The organism is Myxococcus sp. AM011, from assembly GCF_013372595.1.
Lineage (GTDB): Bacteria > Myxococcota > Myxococcia > Myxococcales > Myxococcaceae > Myxococcus > Myxococcus eversor.
Window position 1 is genome coordinate 1 of record NZ_JABXEM010000210.1, and the last position, 21,511, is coordinate 21,511.

The following is a 21,511-nucleotide window of genomic DNA, read 5'->3' on the forward strand; positions in this document are numbered from 1 at the left end:
CCACCCACCCCCAACACCGCCGCTCCCACGAGCGCCGCGAGGAGCCCCGCCGACACCTGGCGCGCCTTCGGAGCACGCACCTGCGCCCCCGTGGCGATGGCGTCCTCGTCAGACGCACCCCCATTCGTCGGGACACGCTCCTCCGCGTCCCGCTCGGACTCCCGTGACGGCCCCTCGGGCGCCTGCACGCCAGCGATGCGCGATGGGTTCCACTCCCCACCCGTGCCGCGCGCCTCCGCCGCCACGCCCTCCTGCGAAGCCGCCACCGCTCGGGCCGCGGGCTTTCGCCGAGCCCCGGCCGCCTTCGCCGCACCCTCCGGGGTCTCCGCGCCCTTGCTTCCTTCATTCGCCGGAGCCCGCGGACGCACCTCGTCCACCACCCCGCGCATCGAGAGCGGCATCGGCGTCGTGGGCGACGTCGAGTCCACGGGCGGAGGCGGGGGCGACGCCATGGACTTCGGCATGCTCCCAGGCTTCACCGGCGTCGCACCCGCCATCAGTCCCGGCGAAGGCACCACCGGCCCCGACACACCCTCCGCCCCCAGCTTCGCCACGAACTGCGAGAGCTGGTACGCCCCCACGGACTCGCCTGACGTCAGCAGGAAGCGCTCCAGGTCCATCTGCAGCGCGCGGCAGTCCGGGTAGCGCGCGTCGCGCTCCTTCGCCAGCGCCAGGTCGAGGACCTTCTGGAGCGCCACCGGCAGGTCCGGCCTGCGCTCCACCGCCGGGATGAACGGCTCGAACAGGATGGCCTGCATCGTGCTCGCCTCGGTCGTCGCGTCGAACGGACGCCTCCCCGTCAGCAGCTCGTACAGCACCACCCCCAGCGCGTAGACATCCACCCGCTTGTCCAGCGGCTTCGTCCGCAGTTGCTCCGGGGGCATGTACGAGACCTTCCCCTTCGCCACGCCCGTCTGCGTGCGGTGCCCCTGCCCGGCGACCTTCGCCACCCCGAAGTCCACCACCTTCACCGCGCCCTGCCGCGACACCAGGATGTTGTCCGGACTCACGTCGCGGTGGATGAGCCCCAAAGGCTCCCCCGTCGTCGCGTCACAGAAGTCGTGGGCGAAGGCCAGGCCCTCCGCCGCGAGCGACACCAGCTTCGCGCACATCATCGGCGGCAACGGCTGCTCCGCCGCGCGCTTCACCAGCCGCCGCAACGTGGGCCCGTCGATGAACTCCATCGCCAGGAAGTAGCTGCCGTCCGCCTCGCCGAAGTCGAAAATCTGGACGATGTTCGGGTGCTCCAGTTGCGCGGCCAGCCGCGCCTCCCCCAGGAACATCTCCACGAACGCCGGGTCTTCCGCCAGGTGCGGAAGGATCCGCTTCAGCACGAGCGTCTTCTCGAAGCCCATGGGGCCCGCGGCCTTGGCGAGGTAGACCTCCGCCATGCCCCCCGTGGCAAGCTTCCGGACGAGTTGATACTTCCCGACTTGCATTTGATGAAGGTTCTCCCAGTTTTCCCTGGAAAAGTGAAATGCCCGCGCGAGTGTCCTGCCCCGGACCATGCAACCAGGCATCATCGAGTTTGACCGTGACGCGACGGGGTTCGTAGGATCCGCGCCACGCATGCCCCCGAAGGTCATCGGTCCCTACCGCGTCCTGGAGACGCTCGGCAGCGGCGGGGCAGGCACCGTGTACCGGGCCCTGGACCGCCGCAGCAACGACGAAGTCGCGCTCAAGCTGCTCTCCGCCGGCCCCGCGCTGGACGAGCGCGCGGCGCGACGGCTCGCGCGCGAGTTCGAGACGCTGGCGGACCTGTCCCACCCCAACGTGGTGAAGGTCTTCGAGGCCGGAGTCCACCAGGGCTGGCCCTACCTGGCCATGGAGCTGATTGAAGGGCTCACGCTGCGCCACTACCTGGACATCCGGGGTGACGACCTGCTGTCGCCCATCAGCGTCAACACGCCGCGCAGCCTGCTGACGGTGCGGCGCACGGCGGACGAGGACTTCGGCCCTGGCAGTGACAGCATCTCCAACGCGGACGCGCTGGGGGATTCCCGCTCCGCCACGGAGGGGCTGTTCAGCATGAACGCCTTCAACGAGGAGCCGCCCAGCGAGGACCTGGAGTCCTATGGCGCGGCAGAGGGCGACGACGAGATGGGCTCGGGCTCCAGCTCGGACGACTCGCTGGAGGGGTTCGATGCGCCCCTGCCCTCGCCTCGCAAGCTGGTGGACGACGGCCGGGCGCCGCGCGAGGAGGAGCTCAACCGTCCGGAGCGCATGGGGCGGTTGAAGGACACCATGCTCCAGTTGTGTGAAGCGCTGGCCTACATCCACGGGCATGGGTTGGTGCACCGCGACCTCAAGCCGTCCAACGTCATGGTGGACGAGGACCGGCAGGTGCGGCTGATGGACTTCGGGCTGGCCAAGTTCCTCGCGGACGACGTGGCCATCACGGAGGCGGGGAAGCTGGTCGGTACGTACCGCTACATGGCGCCCGAGCAGATTCTCGGGGAGCCGTTGGATGGGCGCTCGGACCTGTACAGTCTGGGCGTCATCCTCTATGAGCTGCTCAGCGGGCGGCCCCCCTTCGATGCGAAGACGCCGCACGAGCTGTGGCGGCAGGTGTTGGAGACGGAGCCTCCGCCGGTGCTGGCGTTGAACCTTCATGGGGACCCGCAGTTCGCACGCGTGGCCCACCGCCTCATCCGCAAGGAGCCGGACGACCGGTTCCAGACGGCCGAGGAAGTCTACGAGGCTCTTTCCGAGTGAATCCCTCCAAGCTGCACACCTTCACCGTGGACGCCGACAAGGCGGGCCAGCGGGTGGACCTCTTCGTGGGCGAGGCACTGGGCCTGTCGCGCGCGCGCCTCAAGCGGCTCTTCGATGCGGGCGCGGTGAAGGTGAACCACCGGGCGGCGAAGAAGGGCCTGACGCTCGTGGCGGGGCAGCAGATCTCCGTGGTGGTGGAGGAGGAGACGCGCGAGGCGGTGCCGGACGAGGATTTCCCGCTCGTCGTCTTGCACGAGGACGCGGCGCTGGTGTTCGTGGACAAGCCCGCGGGCCGGGCCTCGCATCCGCTCCAGTCGGGAGAGACGGGCACGGTGGCCAACGCGCTGGTGGCGCGCTACCCCGAGTGCGCGCAGGCCTCCGTGGACCCGCGTGAGGGTGGACTGTGCCACCGGCTGGACGTGGAGACGTCGGGCGTGGTGCTGGCCGCGCGCTCGAGAACGGCGTGGGACGCGGTCCGTGCGGCGTTCGGTGAGCGGGCGGTGGACAAGCGCTACCTGGCGCTGGTGACGGGGCCGTTGGTGGACGAGGGCGACATCGAGCTGCCGCTGCGCCATCACCCGCGGCACCCGGACCGGGTGGAGCCCGCGCCGCACGGCGCCGAGGACGCGCGCGAGGCGGTGTCGCGCTTCCGGGTGCTGGGGCGCGCGGGGGAGCACAGCCTGGTGGAGGTGCGCATCCTCACGGGGGTGTTGCATCAGGTGCGCGCGCACATGGCGGGCATTGGAGCGCCCATCGTCGGAGACACGCTCTACGGCGGGCGCGAGGCGCCAGAGCTGGGGCGCTTCTTCCTGCATGCGCGGGCGCTCGGGCTGACGCATCCGGAGACGAAGAAGCCGATGCACGTGACGAGCCCCCTGCCCCCGGAGCTCCGCGCGGAATTGGAGCGGCTGGGATTGCAGTTGCCGCGAGGCGAGGGCGAGAGCCCGGCGAGCTGACGGGACGGGTTATTTCCCCATCGACTTGAGCATCGCCCGAGCCGCATTCGCGGTTCCGCCCGTGGGGACCAGCAGGAGGTACCGCTTGAGGGCCTCCTCGGATTGGCTGTATTGCTTCAGGGATTCGTGGGCCATCCCCAGCGACAACCAGGCACGAGAATCGGAGCCGTCCATTCGAACGACGTCCTGGAGAAGGCGGACGCCTTCACGCAGGGACGCCTCGGACTCGAAGCTGCTCACCAGCAGGAGCCCCAGCTCCCGCTTCGGGGCGTGCGCGTTGGACTTGAGCGCGAGCGCTTTCCGGTAGCTGGTGATCGCGCTCCTGTTGCGCCCCGCCTCCTCCGCGGACCGTCCCGCCTTCATGTACGCGGCATACTCCTCCTCGAGAGAGAGCGGCTTGACTCCACTGGCAGCCCCTCCAGGAAGAGGACGCGGAACCGAGGTCGCGACACTTCGTTTGAGTGGGTCGACGGAGCCGGTCGTCGAAGGCGCGTCCACCAGACTCTTTCGAGGGGTGGGCACATCCTTCTCGGAAGGAGCCGACTGGCCCACGGCCGCCGGAGCATCCACGGATGGCGGAGAGTCGGTCGGAACTTTCGTCTCCTCTGGCGGCTGCGGGCCAGAGGCCACCGGAATGACCTCTGGTGACGAAGGGACCACCAGCCCCTGCGCCACCTTCGTCTCCGAGGAAGAAGGCGTCGGGACTGTGACCGCCGGAACGCCCCCGGTTGACGGACGAGCAGTCGGCGCTTGGGCCTCCTTCGTTTCAATAGAAGGTTTCTGGCCGGGCCCCTCCGACATCGCATTGGGCGACGCCCGGGCAGCGGCAACCTGTTCCACTTTCGTGACGGGGGCCGGCGCCGTGGAGCCCGACTTCCCGAGCAGTCCCCACGTCACGACGCCCAGCCCAGCGACGAACAGGAGCGCCGCCCCGAGCCCCACACCAAGGCCCTGACGATACGACGTCCACCGGCGGGTCGAAATCTGCGTCACCACCGGAACCTCATGCAGCGTGGCAACGGAGCGCGTCTCGGCGGCACGCGCCAGATCCTCCCGGAAGGGCGTTGGCACCTGGGGCTCGCGTCCCTCTTCACGCAGCTCCATGGTGAACAGCGTCTGGATGAACCACGCCACCGACATGGGAGAGAACCGGGGCGTGGTCGCGTAGAGAAATCCTGAGAGCGCCTCCGCGAAGGCATGAGCGGACTCGAAGCGCACTTCCTTCCTCACCGCCAACGCCTTCTGGATGATGTCTTCCAGTTCCCCAGGCAACTCGGGACGTAGCGTTCGCGGCGACGGGAAGCGTCCCTCTTGTAACTGGTGCATCACCACATATTGGGGCCCTTGCAAAGGCAGACGTCCGCACAGCATCTGGTAGAGCACCACGCCGGCCGCCCATACATCCGTGCGCGCGTCGACTTCCTCTCCCCTCGCCTGCTCCGGCGAGAAGAAGAGGTACTTGCCCTTCACCACACCGGGCTCGGTGCTGAACCCTCGCAGTTCGCGCGCCTTGGCGATGCCAAAGTCGACGATCTTGACCTGCCCTTCGTAGCTGACGAGGACGTTCTCCGGAGAGATGTCGCGATGGACGATGCCTAGCGGAACGCCCCGGCTGTCCTTGCGCGTGTGCGCGTAGTGCAGTCCCCGGCAGATCTCCATGGCGATGAAGACGGCCTGCGCCACCGGCACGGCGCTCAGGCCATGCTGGAGCGCACGCTTGATGATGCGATGGAGCGGGGGGCCGTCGACCAGCTCCATCGCCAGGAAATGCTCGCCCTCCGACCGGCCGAAGTCGAAGACCTGGGCGATGTTGCCGTGTGACAACGAAGCGGAGATACGGGCCTCGCTGATGAACATCTGGATGAAGCGCTCGTCCTGCGCGTACTCCGGCAGGACCTTCTTGATGAGCACCGGCTTCGTCACGCCGGCCTCTCCCACCAATTGGGCACGCCATGCCTCGGCCATGCCTCCCTTGCCCAACCTTGACACCAACGAATAGCGGCCAAAGGGCTTGGCGGGTACGGAATCCATGGGCCGCCCAATGTAGCGCCAAGCATCGCCCTGGCCCAGATCAACCCACGCCCACTTGTCTGAAGCCACACGTCAGGGAAGGAAAATCCCTGGAGGCCCAAGGACAAACGGGCCGGTGCAACCCCAGAGGGCACCGGCCCGTGCGGTCATTCAGACCCTCCCTGGGTCAAGGCTCCTCGGGCCCCGAGGGCACCTCCTCCGCGGTAGTCTGGCAATCCTCGGCGGGGATGGGGCCGCCCACGCCAAACGGAGCGAGGACACTCACTCCGCCATCACACCGCTTCACTCCCGCGTCGGCGATTCCCGCGTCGGAGACTCCTGCGTCAGCGACTCCCGCGTCGGCGCAGCCCGCATCAGCGACTCCCGCGTCGGAGACTCCCGCGTCGGTGCAGCCTGCATCAGCGACTCCCGCGTCGAAGACTCCTGCGTCGAAGACTCCTGCGTCGAAGACTCCCGCGTCGAAGACTCCTGCGTCGAAGACTCCCGCGTCGAAGACTCCCGCGTCGAAGACTCCCGCGTCGAAGACTCCCGCGTCGAAGACTCCCGCGTCAAAGACTCCCGCGTCGGCGACGCCCGCGTCAAAGACTCCCGCATCGAACCCCGCGTCGCGCACACCGCCGTCGAAGCCAGCGTCACTCGGCCCTCCGTCGTATCCGGCATCCACGCCCGCATCCGTGCCGGCATCCACGCCCGCGTCGGGAGGCTGACAGACGCTCGTGCGCTGATAGAGCGCCTGACAATGGAAGCTCTCCGGATCGCCCTCGTACGTCACCTCCGGCAGTTCGGCATCCGTCCCAAACCAGTGGCGGCTGCCGCGCGTGCGGAACTGACAAGTGGTGCTGCCGCCATCGACACAGGGGCAGCTCTCCGAGACCTGCCACCCGACGAACTCGAGCAGGTCATGGTTGTCCGCATAGGCATAGCGCTGCGGAGTGCTGAGCTTCACCAGGTCCCCCGGCTCCACATCGAGGAGCGACTCGTGAGGCCCGGGATAGGGCGACTGGGGATGATTGGCGCACGCCATCAACGGGGACCCGTTCGGCCCCTCCGTGAGCGTGGTGGTGTTGCCCTCCAGGTCCGTGCGTTCGATGGAGAAGCTGGCACAGAGCGGCGCGGTGAAGGGTGACGTGCAGGAGCTCTCCGAAGAGCCTCGCGCGGCGACGACGATGGGCGCGATGCTGACTCCGAGCGCCACCACTCCCGTCGTTCCATCCACGCACTTCTCCGCCCCGGGCATGAACCCCGCCGCGCCCGTTCCCTGGCGCTTCTTCGTCAGGTCCGTCAGGTCCGTGAAGGTGGAGCAGCCCAGCTTCCACGGCGAAGAGCAGCAGCACTCAAGCGCCTTGATGTGATTGTCATAGAGCGTGTGGAACTCCGCCTTCGTCGCGGGAAGGACTTCAGGCATCCAGTGGCTCTTCGGCCACACACCATTCGCGGCGTTGCGCGAGGGAATGGGCTTCTTGTCGACGGACTTGGGGAACCAATCCGCGCACGTGTTCTTCGTTCCAATGCGGTGACAGGCGGTGCACTCCTGATTGCGGACATCCCCAGCACCATCCTTGACCCGCGCCGTGGTGACCGTCTCCGGCTTGGGCCAGCCACTCCCTCCGTTCGTGAGATAGGCCTCTTCGACGAGCTTGTACTTCCCCTTCTTGAAGCCCGTGGGCAGCCCATCCGCGCTCGCCGCCACCTGGTCGATGTAGGGCGAGTGCATCCAGGGGTCACTGTCATGGCACTTCGAGCAGTGCAGGGAGGAGCTGTCCCGAAGCCCTTTGGGGCTGATGTAGTACGTCTTGGCCGCGGTGGCCGCGGCGCGCTCCGCCGCATCCGTGGAAGCCGGGTCCGCCATCGGGTTGGGCACGTTCTTGCCATTGAGATCCGGGCCCGAGCCACTCAGCGCCTGGAAGTAGCACGTGGCCCCCGACGTCTTGTTGGCGACGACGATGGCGACGTCTTGAAAGCTCTCCGACGTGTCCGGCCCCGCCTTGTAGCGGCGACAGATGACCCGCGCCTCGGTGTCCGGATTGCTCGTCTTCAGCTTCAACAGGCGCGCGTTGTCGACACAGTACTTCCCGCCGAGGTTGAGCCACACCGGATTGTCACAGGTCGCGCCGTCGGGCGTGTTCGTGGTGTGCAGCAGCGTCCCGTCCCGGCAGTTGAACGTGGCGTCCGTCAGTCGCCCCAGCTCCGCGCGACACGATGCGGCGTACTCGGTGATGTTGCTGCCATCCAGCGCCTGCCCCCGTTGCTCCAGGACGACGCCATCGAACTGCGCGGGAGGATCCTCCGTCCCTCCTCCCGTGCAGCTCAAGAGCACGGAGGAGAGGACGCACAACACACCGGCAACGGCAGATGTCGATGGACGACACATTCGCATGATGACTCCCAGGGGTGGGCGTTGAATCCAAGCAGAAAGAGGAGCACGCCGCGAGCATCGAGCCCGTCCCCCAAGGGCCTGTCACCGAGAGGACCCACCGCGTTGTTCCGAAACGGTGCTATTCGCCCATCACCTTGACGATGACGCGCTTGCGACGCTGTCCGTCAAACTCCGCATAGAACACCTGCTGCCACGGGCCCAGGTCCAGCTTCCCGGTGGTGATGGGGATGATGACCTGATGGTGGACCAGCATCGATTTGAGATGAGCGTCACCGTTGTCTTCGCCGGTGCCATGGTGGCGGTAGTCAGGCCCGAACGGCGCGAGCTTCTGGAGCCACTCCCAGATGTCTTCATGGAGTCCGGACTCGTCATCGTTGACGAAGACGCCCGCGGTGATGTGCATGGCGGAGACCAGGACCATCCCCTCCTTGATGCCGCTCTTGCGGACCAGCGAGGCCACGGTGTCGGTGAGTCGGACCAGCTCTCGCCGCTCTTTCGTCTCGAACCACAGGTACTCGGTCAGGGTCTTCATGCCCCGCAGGATAGACGCCTGCGGGCTCGCGGGAACAGCCCCTCGGCCCGCAATGGCTCTCACCTCCGGCGGCAATGCCCCTGAACACAGACGATGTTGCGCGGGCCGTCCAGCGTATCTACCATCCCCATGACATCCCTCTCTGAGCGCCCCCGAGCAGGCACGGCATTCGCGACGCGCGAATCCGGCCCGACGTCACGAACTCGCGCGGACTCATTCCGAGAGCCCTGGGAGCTACACCATGCTCGAGAATCTCACCGCGCAGTTGGAACACATCCGAATCCCCACCTTCACATTCCCCTGGGCCGGCGCCTGCTCCCCCTACGTCGAGTCCGTGGAGCACGAGGCCATGCAATGGGCCCTGCGCCAGGGGCTCATCCCCACCGAGCAGTACCTGGCGCGGCTCACCCGGGCGAAATACGGCGGGCTCGTGGCCCGTTGTTATCCTCACGCCGACCGTGAGCTGATTCAAATCATCGCGGACATGAACTACTGGTACTTCATCTCGGATGACCTCTTCGTGGACAGGGTGGAGACCATCACCCGGGATACCCTGCCCAACCTCACCGCCATCTTGGATGTGCTCGACCTCAACCGCCCGGGCGAAAAGCCTGTCTTTGGCGAAGCCGCGTTCCTCGATATCTGCCAGCGACTGCGGCGCCGGCTCTCCCCAGAGCACTTCGATCGCTTCGCCCAGGGCATTCGGATGTGGGCCTCCATCGCCGGACTTCAGATGGTGTGTCAGCTCCTGGAGGAGCCGTTGGCGATGCGGCCCTATGAGGCGATTCGCCGCTACACCGGCGGAATGATTCCCTCTCTTGCCCTGAGCGACGCCGCCAACGCAGGGAAGGTCCCTCCCGACGAGTACCACCGGCCCGACGTGCTGAGCCTGATGCTTCACACCACCAACGCCGTCTGCTGGGCCAATGACATCCAGAGCGTGGCCCTTGAAGTGCGGCAGCCCGGACAGTTCCGCAACATGGTCATCCTCCACGCGGCCCAGGGCCACACCATCCAGGAGGGCATCGACTACACCGCCAGGAAGGTCTACGAGGAGATTGACGCGTTCCAGCGGGAAGCCAGCCAGGTGGAGCCCCATGCCAGCAAGGAGCTCCGAGGCTTCATCACCGGGATGCGCGACTGGATGCGGGGCTATCAGGACTGGGTGGACCTGGACACACAGCGCTACTCCCAGCAGTTCCTGGAGCAGGACGCCAATGACAGCGGGGTACTCCGCGCGTCGAGGTGAGGGGAATTGCCGGCGAGCTTCGTTGGGGGGGCATGACTCCACGCAGCCCCTGGTCCCTGCTGTCCGCCGTGCTCCTCTCCGCCTGTGGCGGTCCCCCCGAGGCCTCACCTCCCATTTTCGAGGGGACCCAGGAGCAGCCCGTCCTGGTGAGCGACATCGCGGACGCCTGCGTGACTCCGGACACCACGGGCTCGGAGTCCCTCTCCACCGCCCCAGGAGGCGCACTGGAGGAGTGGCGCGAGGCCATCAACGCCCTGCCCGCCTCCGCGCTGCGCACCGATCTCCAGGGGCGGCTGCTGACGCACCTGCGCGGCCCCTCCACCGCCTTCCCCGTCGCGGCGGACGCCCAAGCGTTCCTGCGCGGCATCCGCGCGCCCCTGCCGCTGCGGCAGCCCTTCACTGCGAATTCGCCGGTCATCTCCGGCACCGAGGTCCGGCCAGGCCACGGCTGGCGCTACAACGGCGGCGGCATCCACCGGGGGCTCGACATCAGCCGCGCCAACACGCCGGCGGACAAGGACTCCAGCTTCGACGTGCTGTCCATCGCCGAGGGCAAGGTCATCGGCATCTACTTCGATGGCCCGCCGGGCGGTGGCGGCAACACCATCGTCATCGAGCACACCGGCGCCAACGGCAAGAAGCTCTACAGTTTCTACATGCACCTGCGAGACGGCCGCGCCCATGACGTGGCCGCCGTCAAGGCGATGACGTGTCCCACCGGGGATGACGAGTGCGCGCGCTACCAGTTGATGGCGCACAACTACCCCAATCACCCCTCCTGGGGCACGGAGGCGGATGCCATCCCCGTCACCCTCGGCCAGTGGGTCTCCAGCGGGCAGAGAATCGCCAAATCCGGCAACACGCTCACGCCCGGCTCGCTCGCCGCGGACGGCAGGCCCGCCAGCAACCACGCCAACAATCACTTGCATGTCTACATCGGCATGCCCATGCCGACCCAGCCGCTGGTGGCCGTGGAGGTGGACCCTTTCGGTGTCTACGAGAAGGTCTCCACCGGCTGCTACACCGGCTTCCAGGACACCTTCTATCCGCGCCTGTGGATGCCCCACTACCCGGACTTCCACGGCGCCACGTGGGAGACCTTCACCGAGCAGCCCGAGTACTACCGGGGCATGAGCTACCGCCCGGAGACGCTGACCTTCTACGAGCAGGACTCCGTGCTGCGCGTCGCGGGCTCCTACCAGTACTCCACCGACACCGCCTTCGGCGTGCAGGCGGGCCTGGACAGCACCGGGTTCAACACACAGGTGGACCTGTGGCGGCAATCCAATTACGTGCCTCGGGAGACCCGCATCCGCATCAACTCCTCCGGGCAGGCTCGCTACAACACCACCTACGGCAAGCTGCGCGCGGGAGAGCAGGCACAGTTCGAGCACCGGCTGACGCAGGCGAGCCTGGACTCGTTCTACCAGACGTATGTGCTGAACCTGGGCTGGCGCGTGGAGGACTTCTTCCCCTACCGGGAGAATGGCGTGCAGTACTACGCCGTCCTCTTCAGCAGTCATGACCTGGACGTGCGGTACCTGCGCTATGGGCTATCCGAGGCCCAGGCGGTGTCGGAACTGGCCGCGCTCGCGGGACAGGGGATGCACGTGGAGAACCTGGTCGCCGACCCGACGCACAACCCGCCGCGCTTCGCGTACACCGCCAACAACGCCAGCGGCTGCCTGACTCATGCGTACGTGGACGCCGCCATGTCCCAGTACCAGACGCTCCATGGGAATGAGTCGGCTCAGGGATACCGGCTGAAGAAGCTCCAGGTCTACAACAACGGCGCTTCCTTCACGGCCGTGTTCGGCAAGAACTGTCCCTGAGCTTCGAGTGCCCTGAAGAGCGGGCCCTCGAAAGGAAACCGACGGCCCGCGGAGGTGCTGCGCCGCGGGCCGGAAGCCGTCTTCAGTAGGCGTAGTAGACGGGCGGCGTGGTGCTGGTGAAGTAGTTGTAATACGTGGCCACGTAGTTGCTGCCGCTCCCCGTCTCACCCGGAAGCGGGCCCGTCTTCGTGCCGTAGGCAACCAGCGTGGCGCCAGCGTCCGTCTTGTCCAGGTTGCAGACCGGGACATTGCCCGCGCCGAAGTTCACCACGATGGTGTCGTCCCGAACCTTCGCGAGCGTGGCCGCGTCGATGTGGTTCACCCGGCACTGCGTGTTGGCGCTCCCGCTCGGGGAACCCTTCGTCGAGTAGGCCGTCGCCAGCCCCACGCCCGTCCCCAGCACGGCGATGTGCGGCGTATTGTAGGAGCGGCCCAGCTCCACGCTGCCCGCGGCATACGGACACGTGCCCGAGGCGGCGCGCGTCAGGGTGATGGCATAGCGCGGAGGAAGCTCTCCAGGAATGATGGCCGAGGAGATGGTGAACGAACAGCCCCCGAAGGAGCTGGTGGTCAGCGCGGCCTGCTGCTCGTCCAGCGCGTCCTGAGGCGCGGAGCCTTCGGGGAGGCCGCCACCACAGGCGGAGAGGGACACAGCGGCGCAAGCCCAGGCAAGACGCTTGAAGACAGTCATGATGAACGACTCCGTTGGGGAAAAGGCAACGTGACTCTATCGCCCTCCCGCAACGGCTCACAACACAGGCCACCGAAGCAGAATGCGACACACCCGCGCCATAATTTGCCAGCACCGGCCCTCGCCCCCTAGCGACTGAGAAGCAACAGGTGTCTTGTCTGACCGCTGCAAGGACTCACGGGTCAGGAGCGCTCCAGGTCCGCGCCGGGGTGCGTCAGGCATTGCTCGAGTCCGGTGGCAGTGCGGCAGGCTCCAGGCGAGGCGCCTCTAAAACCCAGACAGACGCCGTGTCGACACGCCTGTCACCAGGCGCCAAAGAAAGACCTGGGGTCTGCCCGTCCCCAGCGCCGGCTGAAAGCCGTCCGATTGAAGCTCCCTGCGCGCTCCGGACGCTGCGCTCACATCGGCCACCGCGCCAAGGACTCACGCTCCAGACGCCACGCCGACAGTCCCCTTCCACTCCGCACGCGGCCCTGTGCCGCCCCTCCCACGGCACGCGGGAGTCACCCTCCGTGAGCCCCCACCGCACCGAGCTCGCACTGTGGGCTTGACCCGAGGCATTGGTTCACGGTACTGATCCTGATATTGATAGTGATTATCAAAATCAACTGAGCTCGATAGCATCGAGCCGGATACGGAGGGACGAGACGTGGCGCGTGATCTGGGACCGAGGGGAAAGATGTGCCGTCGACTGGGGATTCCTCTGTCGCGAATCACCGCGAAGGACCCCGACAAGGACCCGGTGCTGCGGCGCCCCTATCCGCCCGGCCAGCACGGCGCCACGGCGCGCATGGGCAACAGCGACTTCTCCCGGAGACTGCGGGAGAAGCAGAAGCTGAAGCTCTACTACGGCCTGCTGGAGAAGCAGTGCCGCCGCGCGTTCATGGAGGCGCGCCGCTCGCCGGGCAACACGGGCACGGTGCTGTTGCAGTTGCTGGAGAGCCGCCTGGACGCGCTGGTGCTGCGCGCGGGGCTGGCCACGAGCATCCGCCAGGCCCGTCAGTTCGTCCGCCACGGCTACTTCCAGGTGAACGGCGCCGCCACGGACATCCCCAGCTTCCGCGTCAAGCCAGGCAGCGAGGTGCGCTACCACCCCGCCCACCAGAAGCTGCTCATCGTCCGCGAGTCCTTCGAGCGGATGAAGGGGCGCAACGTGCCCGCCTACGTGCAGGTGCTCGGTGACGGAGAGGGACTGCGCTTCGTGCGCACCCCGGAGCGCGAGGAGATTCCCGTCGACGTGAACGAGCCGTTCATCGTCGAGTACTACGCGCAGCGCAGCTAGCGTTCGGCCAAGGCCGACCCACCCCCGGGAGCGCTCCGCCGCGAGGCACCGAGCGATTCCCGGGTGCCAGGCTCAGGGCAACAGCACCGAGCCCAGCTCCGCGACGGAGTGGAACATGTGTGTGGGGGAGTGCCGCGCCAGCGCCTCTGGCAGCGTGTAGCCCCACCCCACCGCGGCGGAGGGAAGACGCGCCTCTCGCGCGGCCTCGATGTCGCGAATCTCGTCACCCACCGACAGGGCCTCGCCCGGTGGAATCTGGGTGCGCTTCAGCATGCGGCGGAACTTGGCGGCCTTGCCGAAGATGGCGGCGCCACAGTCGAAGTGCGCCACCGAGGCCGCGAGAGGTCCCAGCACGGCCCGCACCGACACCTCGCTGTCCGAGCTGACGATGGCCACCGTGACTCCGGCGTCCTTCAGCGCCCCGAGCAACTCCGGCACGCCCGGGAACAGCGGCGTGGTGGCGGCGGCGGCCAGCTTCTCCTTGCGCATGTGCTTGACGATGGCGGGCAGCCGCCACATGGGCACCTTCGCGTGCGCCATGAGCTCGCGCCCGGACATGCCGCGCAGCGCCTCGAACTCCGTCGGCGTCAGCCGGGAGAAGCCGAAGCGGTCGGCCACGTCGTTGAAGACGGACCGGAACCACGGCAGCGAGTCAGCCAGGGTGCCGTCGAAGTCGAAGATGACCAGGCGATAGGGGGACATGAGGCGCCGCCAGTTCATACCAGAAACACCTCATGGCGCACCTCACGGGCGCCGGCGACTTCGGCGCCCATCCGCCCCGCCTCAGCGGTGAGCACCGCGAGAAGAACGAGGACGTGGTGGGTTCACTCCAGCGCTTCGCGCGCGAGCGCCAGCTGTCGCCCGCACCGCTCGCCGTCGCCTGCGTGCTCGCACGACAGCCCGGGTTCATTCCCGTCATCGGTGTGAAGAACCTCACACAGCTCGAAGACGCGCCGGAGGCCTTGAATCGGCCCCTGGCGAGCTCGGACGTCGCCGCGCTCGAGGTGCTCGCGACCTTCTCGGTTGAACGGCATGGGCCCGAGCAGATGGGCTTGCTGGACGGCGAGCGGCGGTCGCGCCCGCGCCGATTTGGAGCCCCTGCAACGTCAGACAGAGCCGTTAGAGTGGTTGGTGCATGCGAGCCATCATCCACGTGGACATGGACGCCTTCTACGCGTCCGTGGAGCAGCGGGACAACCCGGCCCTGAAGGGCAAACCCGTCATCGTGGGCGGGCATGCCCAACGAGGCGTCGTTGTCGCCGCGTCCTATGAAGTCAGGCCCTTTGGCGTGCGCAGCGCCATGCCCATGGCGCGCGCGGTGAAGGCCGCGCCGCATGCGCTCATCGTGAAGCCACGCTTCGCCGCGTATGCGGAGGCCAGCGAGCAGGTCTTCGCCATCTTCGAGCGCTACACCCCGCTCATCGAGCCCCTGTCCCTGGACGAGGCCTTCCTGGATGTCACGGCGTCGGTGGGCCTGTTCGGCTCGCCCTCGGACATCGCGCGGCGCATCCGCAAGGACATCGCGGACGAGCTGAAGCTGCCGTCGTCCGCGGGCATCTCCACGGTGAAGTTCGTGGCGAAGATTGCCTCGGACCTGGCCAAGCCCAACGGGCAGCGGGAGGTGCGCGCGGAGGAGACGATGGCCTTCCTCGCGGGCCTCCCGGTGTCGCGCCTGTGGGGCGTGGGGCCGAAGACGGAGGAGTCCCTCCAGCGCTCGGGACTGAAGACGATTGGCGACGTGGCGTCGAAGGACGTCGAGTGGCTGGAGCAGCGGCTGGGCACCAGCGGGCGGCACCTGTGGGAGCTGTCGCAGGGCATCGACATGCGCGAGGTGGTGCCGGACCGCGCGGCCAAGAGCGTGGGCGCCGAGGATACCTTCGAGGAGGACCTCGCGGGCGTGGAGGCCCTCAAGCCCCACATCCATGCGCAGGCGCTGCGCGTGGCCCGACGTCTGCGACGCGCGGGGGTGAAGGGCCGCGTGGTGCAGCTCAAGCTGAAGCTCGCGGACTTCACGCTCCTCACCCGCCGCACCACGCTGCGCGAGGCGACAGACGACGGGCAGACGCTCTATCGCACCGCCCTGGAGTTGATGGAGCGCTCACACGAGGGCAAGCCCATCCGCCTCACCGGGGTGAGCGTGCAGTTGGACGACGTGCCTCCGCAGCTCGGCCTCTTCCCCGCCGCGCCGCCCCGGACGGCGAAGCTGAACGCGACGCTGGACAGAATCGCGGAGCGCTTCGGCAGCAAGGCCATCACCACCGCGGACATCGCGGGCAGCGACGCACCGGGCGGAGACGAGCACCGCTCCGAGCGTCCCGTGGACAAGGACAAGCCCAAGCGCTGAGCCAGACTCAGTCCGCGGCGGGCACCATGTCCGGAGGTGGAGGCTGACGCGCGGCCTCGTCCCGGGACATCACCAGCACACCCACCAGCGCCAGGGCTCCGCCCACCAACTGCACCCAGTCCGGCTTCTCGCCCAGCAGCGGCACGGCCCACAGCGTGGACAGCACCGGCTCGCCCAACGAGGCCACCGCGACGAAGGGCGCGGAGAGGTGACGCACGGAGGCGTTGAGCAACGAGTGGCCGATGAGCTGCGGCACCAGGGCCAGCCCCACCAGCACCATCCAGGTGCTCGGCGTGAAGCCCGTCAGCGGAGAGTCGACGAAGCCGTGCGCCAGCATCAGCGCCACCGCCGCCACGGAGTAGACGATGCCCACGTACGTGCCCAGCGACATGGACTCGCGCACGCGACGGCCCACGACGAAGTACACGCCCGCCATGACGGCGCCGGCCACCGCGAGCAAGTCCCCCCAGAGCGCCGTGCCTCCGGCCGCGAAGTCCCGCGCGCCGATGAGGACACTGCCCGCCAGACACAACACGAGGGCGGCGATTCCCCGGGGGCCCACGCGCTCACCCAGGGCGAGCCACGCGAACAACGTCACCCACACGGGCTGCGTGGTGACGAGCGCCACCGAGCTGGCCACGGTGGTGTACTGGAGCGACGCAATCCACGTCGCGAAGTGCAGCGCCAGCGCGAGGCCGGACAGCACCAGCCAGCCCCAGGTCCGCGTGGAGAGCGACGTCAGCTCCGAGCGACTCCGAAGCAGCGCCAGCGCCAGCAGCGGCACCGAGGCGAAGGTGAGACGCCACGCGGAGATGGCCAGGGACGGCGCCTCCGCGAAACGGATGAGCGGCGCCGCCCAGGAGACGGCCACCACGCCCAGCACCAGTCCCCCGTAGATACGCGCCCGGGGGACCTCCGCGTCGACTCGCGGGCTCACGCCTCGCCGGCGCCGGAGCCGGATGAAGAACCCGCCGAGGCGGAGCCCTCTCCCCCGGACCGACGACGACGACGGCGGCGACGACGCTTGCGCTGGCCACCGGGCTCGGAGCCCTCGCTATCGGAGGCCTCGGGACGCGGCGTGGGCACCTCGCCAGCCTTCCACGCGTCAAGCTGCTCACGGTGCTCCCCGGTGGCCTCCACCGTCATCTCGAACACGGTGAGGGCTTCGCCGAAGAGGGGGTGACGCCGGAAGGCCGCGCTCTTGCGGCGGCGCTCACCGGACAGCGTGCGCTGCGCGAGCAGCAACATGCGGCAGCGCTCGGCGATGCGGCGAGGCAGCCGGGCCGACTGGACGAAGCCGGCGAGCAGTTCCTCCACCACCTGCGACACGGAAGGACGACCGCCCTCCTGAGGCTCGGCGGGCGGGCCCGAGTGGCTGATGGGCACCAGCAACGCCGCCAGCAGGATGGCGTCGTCGAGCGGCTCTCCCGCGGCCACCCGGCGGTCCAACGCCTGGGCGAAGGAGTAGAAGGTCTTCTCGCCTTCCTTGCCGTGCTGCTTGAGGTACGCGTTCACCGGAGGCAGCAGGAACTTCATCGCATCCAGCGCGTCCAGCAGCTTCAAGGCCGGCGCGGACACCCCGCCACGGATGAGCCGGAAGGTCTCCTCCAGGAGGCGCGCGGGAGCGCAGCGCGGCAGGTCCTCCACCGCGCCTTCCATGGCCGCGTACGTGCGCGACTCAATGTCCAGGTCCAGCTTCGCGGCGAAGCGCACGGCGCGGAGGATTCGCACCGGGTCCTCGCGCATGCGCACCTCCGGGTCGCCGATGGTGCGGATGAACCGCTCGTCCAAGTCACGCCGGCCGCGGACGTAGTCGATGACCCGTCCCTCGCTCACGTCGTAGAAGAGGCCGTTGATGGTGAAGTCGCGGCGGCGCGCGTCCTGCTGCGCGGTGCCGAAGACGTTGTCGTGGGTGATGAGCAGGTCATCGCCCCCGGCCTCGCCCTCCTCCTCCGGCGCGGAAGGTGCCGCGGCCTCCAGCTCCGTCGGATTCGCCCGGAAGGTGGAGACTTCGATGATCTTCCCGCCCTTGAAGTAGACGTGCGCCAGCCGGAAGCGCCTGCCGATGAGCCGGCAGTTGCGGAAGATGGCGCGCACCTCGCCCGGATGGGCGCTGGTGGCCACGTCGAAGTCCTTGGGCTTCTTGCCCAGGAGCAAGTCACGCACGCAGCCGCCCACCAGGTACGCCTGATGGCCGTGCTGATGCAGCCGCAGCACCACCTTCAGCGCGTCCGGATCCAACTCGTCCGGGTCGATTTCCGCCGGCTCGCCGGTGGAGCGCACGTGGGGCGCGTGCAGCGCGCGCTCGTAGGGGGTCGGCTCGGGCTCGGGCTCGAGCACCGTGGGCACCTGCTCGATTTCGTCCTCGGCGGCCTCGGCGGCGTCCTGCGCCTCGGCGGCGGCGAGCACCTCCGCGGCGGCCCGGCCCGTCTCGTCGAAGACGGCGTCGAGCGCGTCGACCTCGTCGTCGTCATCGGACTCGTCTTCGTCGGCCTCGTCCTCGGACGGGCTCAACCGGCCATTCGTTTCAGGGGCCGCCTCGGTGGAAAAAGAGAGCTGGGGGGACACTTCGTCGGAGGGGGCCGATTCGGCCACGGACTCGGGGGCACTCGCCTGTTCCGAGGGGGCAGTCGTCAGCTCCAGATTGGAAGACATGGAAACCTCTTGAGCACCGCGCTCGGAGCCCACTGCCGCCTCGGATGAGGCAACCTCGCGCGCGTCGAATCGGGCGCAGGTGGCAGCGGACCGCCGGCAGGCGGCGTTTCAGTCAAAACTCGCGTCATCACCGTGGACGTCCCGACAGGGGCGCTTCAGGGGCAGCCGTCTATAGCGCATCCGCCCTGGGGGGGTGTAGCGCCCTTTCTGCGGGTCCACCGGACAGGTGGAGCGCTTCCACCCCACCCGTCCCTTTTCCAGCGAAAAGGGGTACGAACGTGCATTCGGGGAAGCGTCGAAGGGCATCCTGTTCCAGGCTCGCTCCAGGCGGTGAAAAAGAGTCCGCCACGAGTATCGACCCCATGGCCGGAAGCCGGCGGCAGGGACCCGCTCTCCCGGGAGACTCTGTTCCGTATCAACACTGGAGACGCCAGAAACGTTCTGGAAACAGCCCAACCACCGCGCACCAGCCCGCCCGGGCGGCGCCTTGACGGGCCTGGGCTCGCCCGACCCGCCTGGTCGTCTGCCCCAGGGCCGGGCGTCCGACCTCCCCACCGGCCATGCGCCCGGACGCCAGGCTCCGAAGCGCCGAGACGCGGACGCTCGGAGGCCCTGAAGCCCACCGCTACGGCTTGGTGCGGCCCTTGTGGTTGCGCGGCAGGGCGTGGTGGATGAGGGACACGTAGTCGACAGCCTGCACGGGCGGCGGGGGCGGCGGCGTGCCCAGCGCGGCGAGCCGCTTGCTGAACGCGGAGAGGATGTCCGGCATCGGACGCATCGCGGCCAGCAGCTTGTTGGGCCCCTCCAACGCCTGCGACAGCGCCACCGCCGCCTGCTGGAGCGGCAGGCCCCGGCGCAGCAGGTCCTGGAAGGAGTTGGAGAGGGTGATGATGTTGTGCCCCGCCGTCTGCACCATCTCCACCGCGATTTTCAGCACCTGCGGAGCGGACAGGTGCCCATCCGCCAGCAGCACCAGCGCGGCCTGGAAGTAGTTGAAGATGGGGACGACGCGAGGCCCGTACGCCGTGAAGTGCGCGGGCGGCGTCAGCTTGTCCAGGTGGATGAAGATGCGCCGCACCGGGTCCGCCACTGGAATCTGCTTCCACGCCGCGCGCACGCGCTCCGCGTCGTCCGGGTAGACGCCGCCCGCCTCCAGCACCTGGGACAACACGCGCTCGTCCACGCGGCCGGCAATCAGGTCCGCGAAGAGCGAGTAGATGAACGCATCCGCCTCCGCGTCGTCACCGAAGAGGACTTCCTCGGCCTCCGCGGGCGCCTTCACCCGGCTCTCCAGAATCGCCGGCAGCTTGTAGCCCACCTGCCCGCGCAGCGCGCGGAAGCGCCCGCGCAACAGGTTGCCGATGTTGTCCTTGAGGACGAACTCGTCCCAGCGCACGCCGTCCAGCTTGAGCTTCTCCTCCAGCACGGCGCGCATCTGCTTGGGGCTGCCGGAGACGATGCACAGCCGCGAGTCGCCGTTCTCCGACAGCTCGCGGATGAGCGCGCTCGCGCCTGGGATGGCGACCTTCTCGTGCGCCTTCTGGAAGGCGGTGCGCAGCAGGTCCTTGAGCGAATCGAAGTCCGTCTGGAGGTACGTCTTGTCCAGATCCCAGCGGTAGATGCGCCGCGGCGGTCGCGGGTCGATGCGGTCCGGCAGACTCACTTCTGAAGACCTTCCCGGATGGAGCTCCCCAGGTTGTTCGCCACCACCTTGGCGGCCACCTTGCCCGCGTTGGCGATGGCGCGCGCCTTCGAGCGCCCATGCGCCTTGATGAAGATGCGGTCGAACCCGAGGATGGGCGCACCGCCGTACTGGTTCCAGTCGGTGATGTCCTTGATGCGCTGGATTCCGCTCGACAACATGGCCAGGCCCGCGCGCCAGCGCAGGCTCTCCTTGTAGGCGTACTGGGCCAGCTCCACGACTGTCTCGTGCACGCCCTCCAGCATCTTCAGGCACACGTTGCCCGTGAAGCCGTCGGTGACGATGACGTCCGCGGTGCCCTTGGGGATGTCGATGCCCTCCACGTTGCCGATGAAGTTGATGTCCTTCATCTCCGACAGCCGCGCGTGCGCCTCCACCACCCGGGGCGGGCCCTTCTGCGGCTCGACACCGTTGGACAACAGCGCCACCTTGGGCCGCTCGTTGCGGGAGATGATGCGCGCGTACTGCGAGCCCATGACGGCGAACGTCACCAGGTCATCGGCCGTGGCCTCCACCGTCGCCCCCACGTCGAGGATGAGGGAGAACGGGTCCTCCTTGGCGCCTCGCACCGAGCGCGTCGGATACACCGTGGCCAGCGCCGCGCGGCGCACGCCGGGGATGAGCTGGAAGTGACGCGCGCACGCCAGCACGCCCGCGCCCGTGTTGCCCGCGGATACCAGCGCCTGGGCCTCGCCCTCGGCGACGAGCCGCGCGGCCACCGCCACGGAGGCGTTGGGCTTGCGAGCCAGCGCCTCGCCGGGTTTCTCGTCCATGCCCACGAAGTCCGCCGCGTGCTGGACGGAGATGCGCTCGCCGTTGTGCTTCGTCTCCGCGAGCGCGTTGTCGATGAGGGTCCGGTCCCCCACCAGCAACGCATGGATGTGGGGTGAGTCCAGGGAGAGCTGCGCGGCTCCGCGCACCACCTCCGCGGGCCCATGGTCCGTCCCCATCACGTCGAAGGCAATCGTCACGGGCTGCGGCTGTTTGACCACCATGCCCCCCATCTTACGACCTTTGTCCGGCCCTCGCGCCTGCCATTCTCGCTTGGGTCACGAGGCTGGCCGCCACCACCACACCTACCACCAGCATTCCCGCCGCCGTCCCGTAGGGCGCCCCCGGCCCCAAACGGGTGAAGAGCCACCCGC

Annotated in this window: 17 protein-coding genes; 7 read left to right on the forward strand and 10 right to left on the reverse strand. The window is 68.2% G+C overall.

Annotated elements, in window-relative coordinates:
• A partial coding sequence (locus HUW62_RS33930; protein WP_176436777.1) for a serine/threonine-protein kinase occupies positions 1 to 1,439 on the reverse strand: 1,439 nt, incomplete at its 3' end.
• Positions 1,440 to 1,569: 130 nt separating this feature from the next.
• Here HUW62_RS33930 and HUW62_RS33935 point away from each other — a divergent pair.
• Complete coding sequence (locus tag HUW62_RS33935) at positions 1,570 to 2,715, forward strand: serine/threonine-protein kinase (RefSeq protein WP_163868300.1); 1,146 nt, start codon at positions 1,570 to 1,572, stop codon at positions 2,713 to 2,715.
• Positions 2,712 to 3,671, forward strand: coding sequence for an RluA family pseudouridine synthase (locus tag HUW62_RS33940; protein WP_163868299.1), 960 nt, complete (start codon positions 2,712 to 2,714; stop codon positions 3,669 to 3,671). The genes HUW62_RS33935 and HUW62_RS33940 overlap by 4 nt, the downstream gene beginning before the upstream one ends.
• A gap of 9 nt (positions 3,672 to 3,680) precedes the next feature.
• Here the strand turns inward: HUW62_RS33940 and HUW62_RS33945 are convergent, their stop codons facing one another.
• From HUW62_RS33945 to HUW62_RS33955, 3 genes are all read right to left on the reverse strand, one after another.
• Positions 3,681 to 5,702 carry a serine/threonine-protein kinase gene (locus HUW62_RS33945; RefSeq protein ID WP_176436778.1) on the reverse strand — a complete coding sequence of 674 codons (2,022 nt, stop codon included), beginning with the start codon at positions 5,700 to 5,702 and terminating at the stop codon, positions 3,681 to 3,683.
• A gap of 166 nt (positions 5,703 to 5,868) precedes the next feature.
• Complete coding sequence (locus tag HUW62_RS33950) at positions 5,869 to 8,079, reverse strand: hypothetical protein (protein WP_176436779.1); 2,211 nt, start codon at positions 8,077 to 8,079, stop codon at positions 5,869 to 5,871.
• Positions 8,080 to 8,197: 118 nt separating this feature from the next.
• Complete coding sequence (locus HUW62_RS33955; RefSeq protein WP_176436780.1) at positions 8,198 to 8,611, reverse strand: secondary thiamine-phosphate synthase enzyme YjbQ; 414 nt, start codon at positions 8,609 to 8,611, stop codon at positions 8,198 to 8,200.
• Positions 8,612 to 8,852: 241 nt separating this feature from the next.
• Here HUW62_RS33955 and HUW62_RS33960 point away from each other — a divergent pair, with 241 nt between their 5' ends.
• Both HUW62_RS33960 and HUW62_RS33965 read left to right on the forward strand, forming a co-directional pair.
• A complete protein-coding gene (locus HUW62_RS33960; protein ID WP_176436781.1) occupies positions 8,853 to 9,860 on the forward strand; it encodes a sesquiterpene cyclase in 1,008 nt (335 codons plus the stop codon).
• A gap of 32 nt (positions 9,861 to 9,892) precedes the next feature.
• Complete coding sequence (locus HUW62_RS33965; protein WP_176436782.1) at positions 9,893 to 11,692, forward strand: M23 family metallopeptidase; 1,800 nt, start codon at positions 9,893 to 9,895, stop codon at positions 11,690 to 11,692.
• An 82-nt stretch (positions 11,693 to 11,774) separates the two neighbouring features.
• Here the strand turns inward: HUW62_RS33965 and HUW62_RS33970 are convergent, their stop codons facing one another.
• Positions 11,775 to 12,383 carry a hypothetical protein gene (locus HUW62_RS33970; RefSeq protein WP_163868294.1) on the reverse strand — a complete coding sequence of 203 codons (609 nt, stop codon included), beginning with the start codon at positions 12,381 to 12,383 and terminating at the stop codon, positions 11,775 to 11,777.
• Between the two features lie 649 nt (positions 12,384 to 13,032).
• On the opposite strand from HUW62_RS33970, the gene rpsD reads away from it, so the two are divergent.
• Entirely contained in the window at positions 13,033 to 13,665 is a 633-nt protein-coding gene (gene rpsD / locus HUW62_RS33975) for a 30S ribosomal protein S4 (protein WP_163868293.1), read from the forward strand.
• 72 nt (positions 13,666 to 13,737) lie between these two features.
• Here rpsD and HUW62_RS33980 read toward each other — a convergent pair whose 3' ends face one another.
• A complete protein-coding gene (locus HUW62_RS33980; protein WP_176436783.1) occupies positions 13,738 to 14,367 on the reverse strand; it encodes an HAD hydrolase-like protein in 630 nt (209 codons plus the stop codon).
• A gap of 32 nt (positions 14,368 to 14,399) precedes the next feature.
• On the opposite strand from HUW62_RS33980, the gene HUW62_RS33985 reads away from it, so the two are divergent.
• Together HUW62_RS33985 and dinB are read left to right on the forward strand one after the other, a co-directional pair.
• A complete protein-coding gene (locus HUW62_RS33985; RefSeq protein ID WP_176436784.1) occupies positions 14,400 to 14,873 on the forward strand; it encodes an aldo/keto reductase in 474 nt (157 codons plus the stop codon).
• Positions 14,801 to 16,009 (forward strand): DNA polymerase IV, encoded by a 1,209-nt coding sequence (gene dinB, locus HUW62_RS33990; RefSeq protein WP_176436785.1) that lies wholly within the window; start codon positions 14,801 to 14,803, stop codon positions 16,007 to 16,009. The genes HUW62_RS33985 and dinB overlap by 73 nt, the downstream gene beginning before the upstream one ends.
• A 7-nt stretch (positions 16,010 to 16,016) precedes the next feature.
• On the opposite strand, the gene HUW62_RS33995 is transcribed toward dinB, so the two are convergent.
• From HUW62_RS33995 to plsX, 4 genes are all read right to left on the reverse strand, one after another.
• Entirely contained in the window at positions 16,017 to 16,946 is a 930-nt protein-coding gene (locus HUW62_RS33995; protein ID WP_163868289.1) for a DMT family transporter, read from the reverse strand.
• A complete protein-coding gene (pcnB, locus tag HUW62_RS34000; protein WP_176436786.1) occupies positions 16,943 to 18,664 on the reverse strand; it encodes a polynucleotide adenylyltransferase PcnB in 1,722 nt (573 codons plus the stop codon). The genes HUW62_RS33995 and pcnB overlap by 4 nt, the downstream gene beginning before the upstream one ends.
• Positions 18,665 to 19,289: 625 nt before the next feature.
• Positions 19,290 to 20,327 (reverse strand): phosphatase domain-containing protein, encoded by a 1,038-nt coding sequence (locus tag HUW62_RS34005; protein WP_163868287.1) that lies wholly within the window; start codon positions 20,325 to 20,327, stop codon positions 19,290 to 19,292.
• The gene (plsX, locus tag HUW62_RS34010) at positions 20,324 to 21,361 is read right to left on the reverse strand and encodes a phosphate acyltransferase PlsX (RefSeq protein ID WP_141644868.1); all 1,038 of its coding nucleotides are present in this window, start codon (positions 21,359 to 21,361) and stop codon (positions 20,324 to 20,326) included. Before plsX ends, HUW62_RS34005 begins: the two co-directional genes overlap by 4 nt.
• Between the last annotated feature and the right edge of the window lie 150 nt (positions 21,362 to 21,511).

Bases quoted from the DNA above. Each gene is read 5' to 3' on its own strand.
- HUW62_RS33935 (WP_163868300.1), top strand. From the start codon at position 1,570: ATGCCCCCGAAGGTCATCGGTCCCTACCGCGTCCTGGAGACGCTCGGC.
- HUW62_RS33945 (WP_176436778.1), bottom strand. From the start codon at position 5,702: ATGGATTCCGTACCCGCCAAGCCCTTTGGCCGCTATTCGTTGGTGTCA.
- HUW62_RS33950 (WP_176436779.1), bottom strand. From the start codon at position 8,079: ATGCGAATGTGTCGTCCATCGACATCTGCCGTTGCCGGTGTGTTGTGC.
- HUW62_RS33955 (WP_176436780.1), bottom strand. From the start codon at position 8,611: ATGAAGACCCTGACCGAGTACCTGTGGTTCGAGACGAAAGAGCGGCGA.
- HUW62_RS33960 (WP_176436781.1), top strand. From the start codon at position 8,853: ATGCTCGAGAATCTCACCGCGCAGTTGGAACACATCCGAATCCCCACC.
- HUW62_RS33965 (WP_176436782.1), top strand. From the start codon at position 9,893: ATGACTCCACGCAGCCCCTGGTCCCTGCTGTCCGCCGTGCTCCTCTCC.
- HUW62_RS33970 (WP_163868294.1), bottom strand. From the start codon at position 12,383: ATGACTGTCTTCAAGCGTCTTGCCTGGGCTTGCGCCGCTGTGTCCCTC.
- HUW62_RS33980 (WP_176436783.1), bottom strand. From the start codon at position 14,367: ATGTCCCCCTATCGCCTGGTCATCTTCGACTTCGACGGCACCCTGGCT.
- HUW62_RS33985 (WP_176436784.1), top strand. From the start codon at position 14,400: ATGGCGCACCTCACGGGCGCCGGCGACTTCGGCGCCCATCCGCCCCGC.
- dinB (WP_176436785.1), top strand. From the start codon at position 14,801: ATGCGAGCCATCATCCACGTGGACATGGACGCCTTCTACGCGTCCGTG.
- pcnB (WP_176436786.1), bottom strand. From the start codon at position 18,664: ATGTCTTCCAATCTGGAGCTGACGACTGCCCCCTCGGAACAGGCGAGT.
- plsX (WP_141644868.1), bottom strand. From the start codon at position 21,361: ATGGTGGTCAAACAGCCGCAGCCCGTGACGATTGCCTTCGACGTGATG.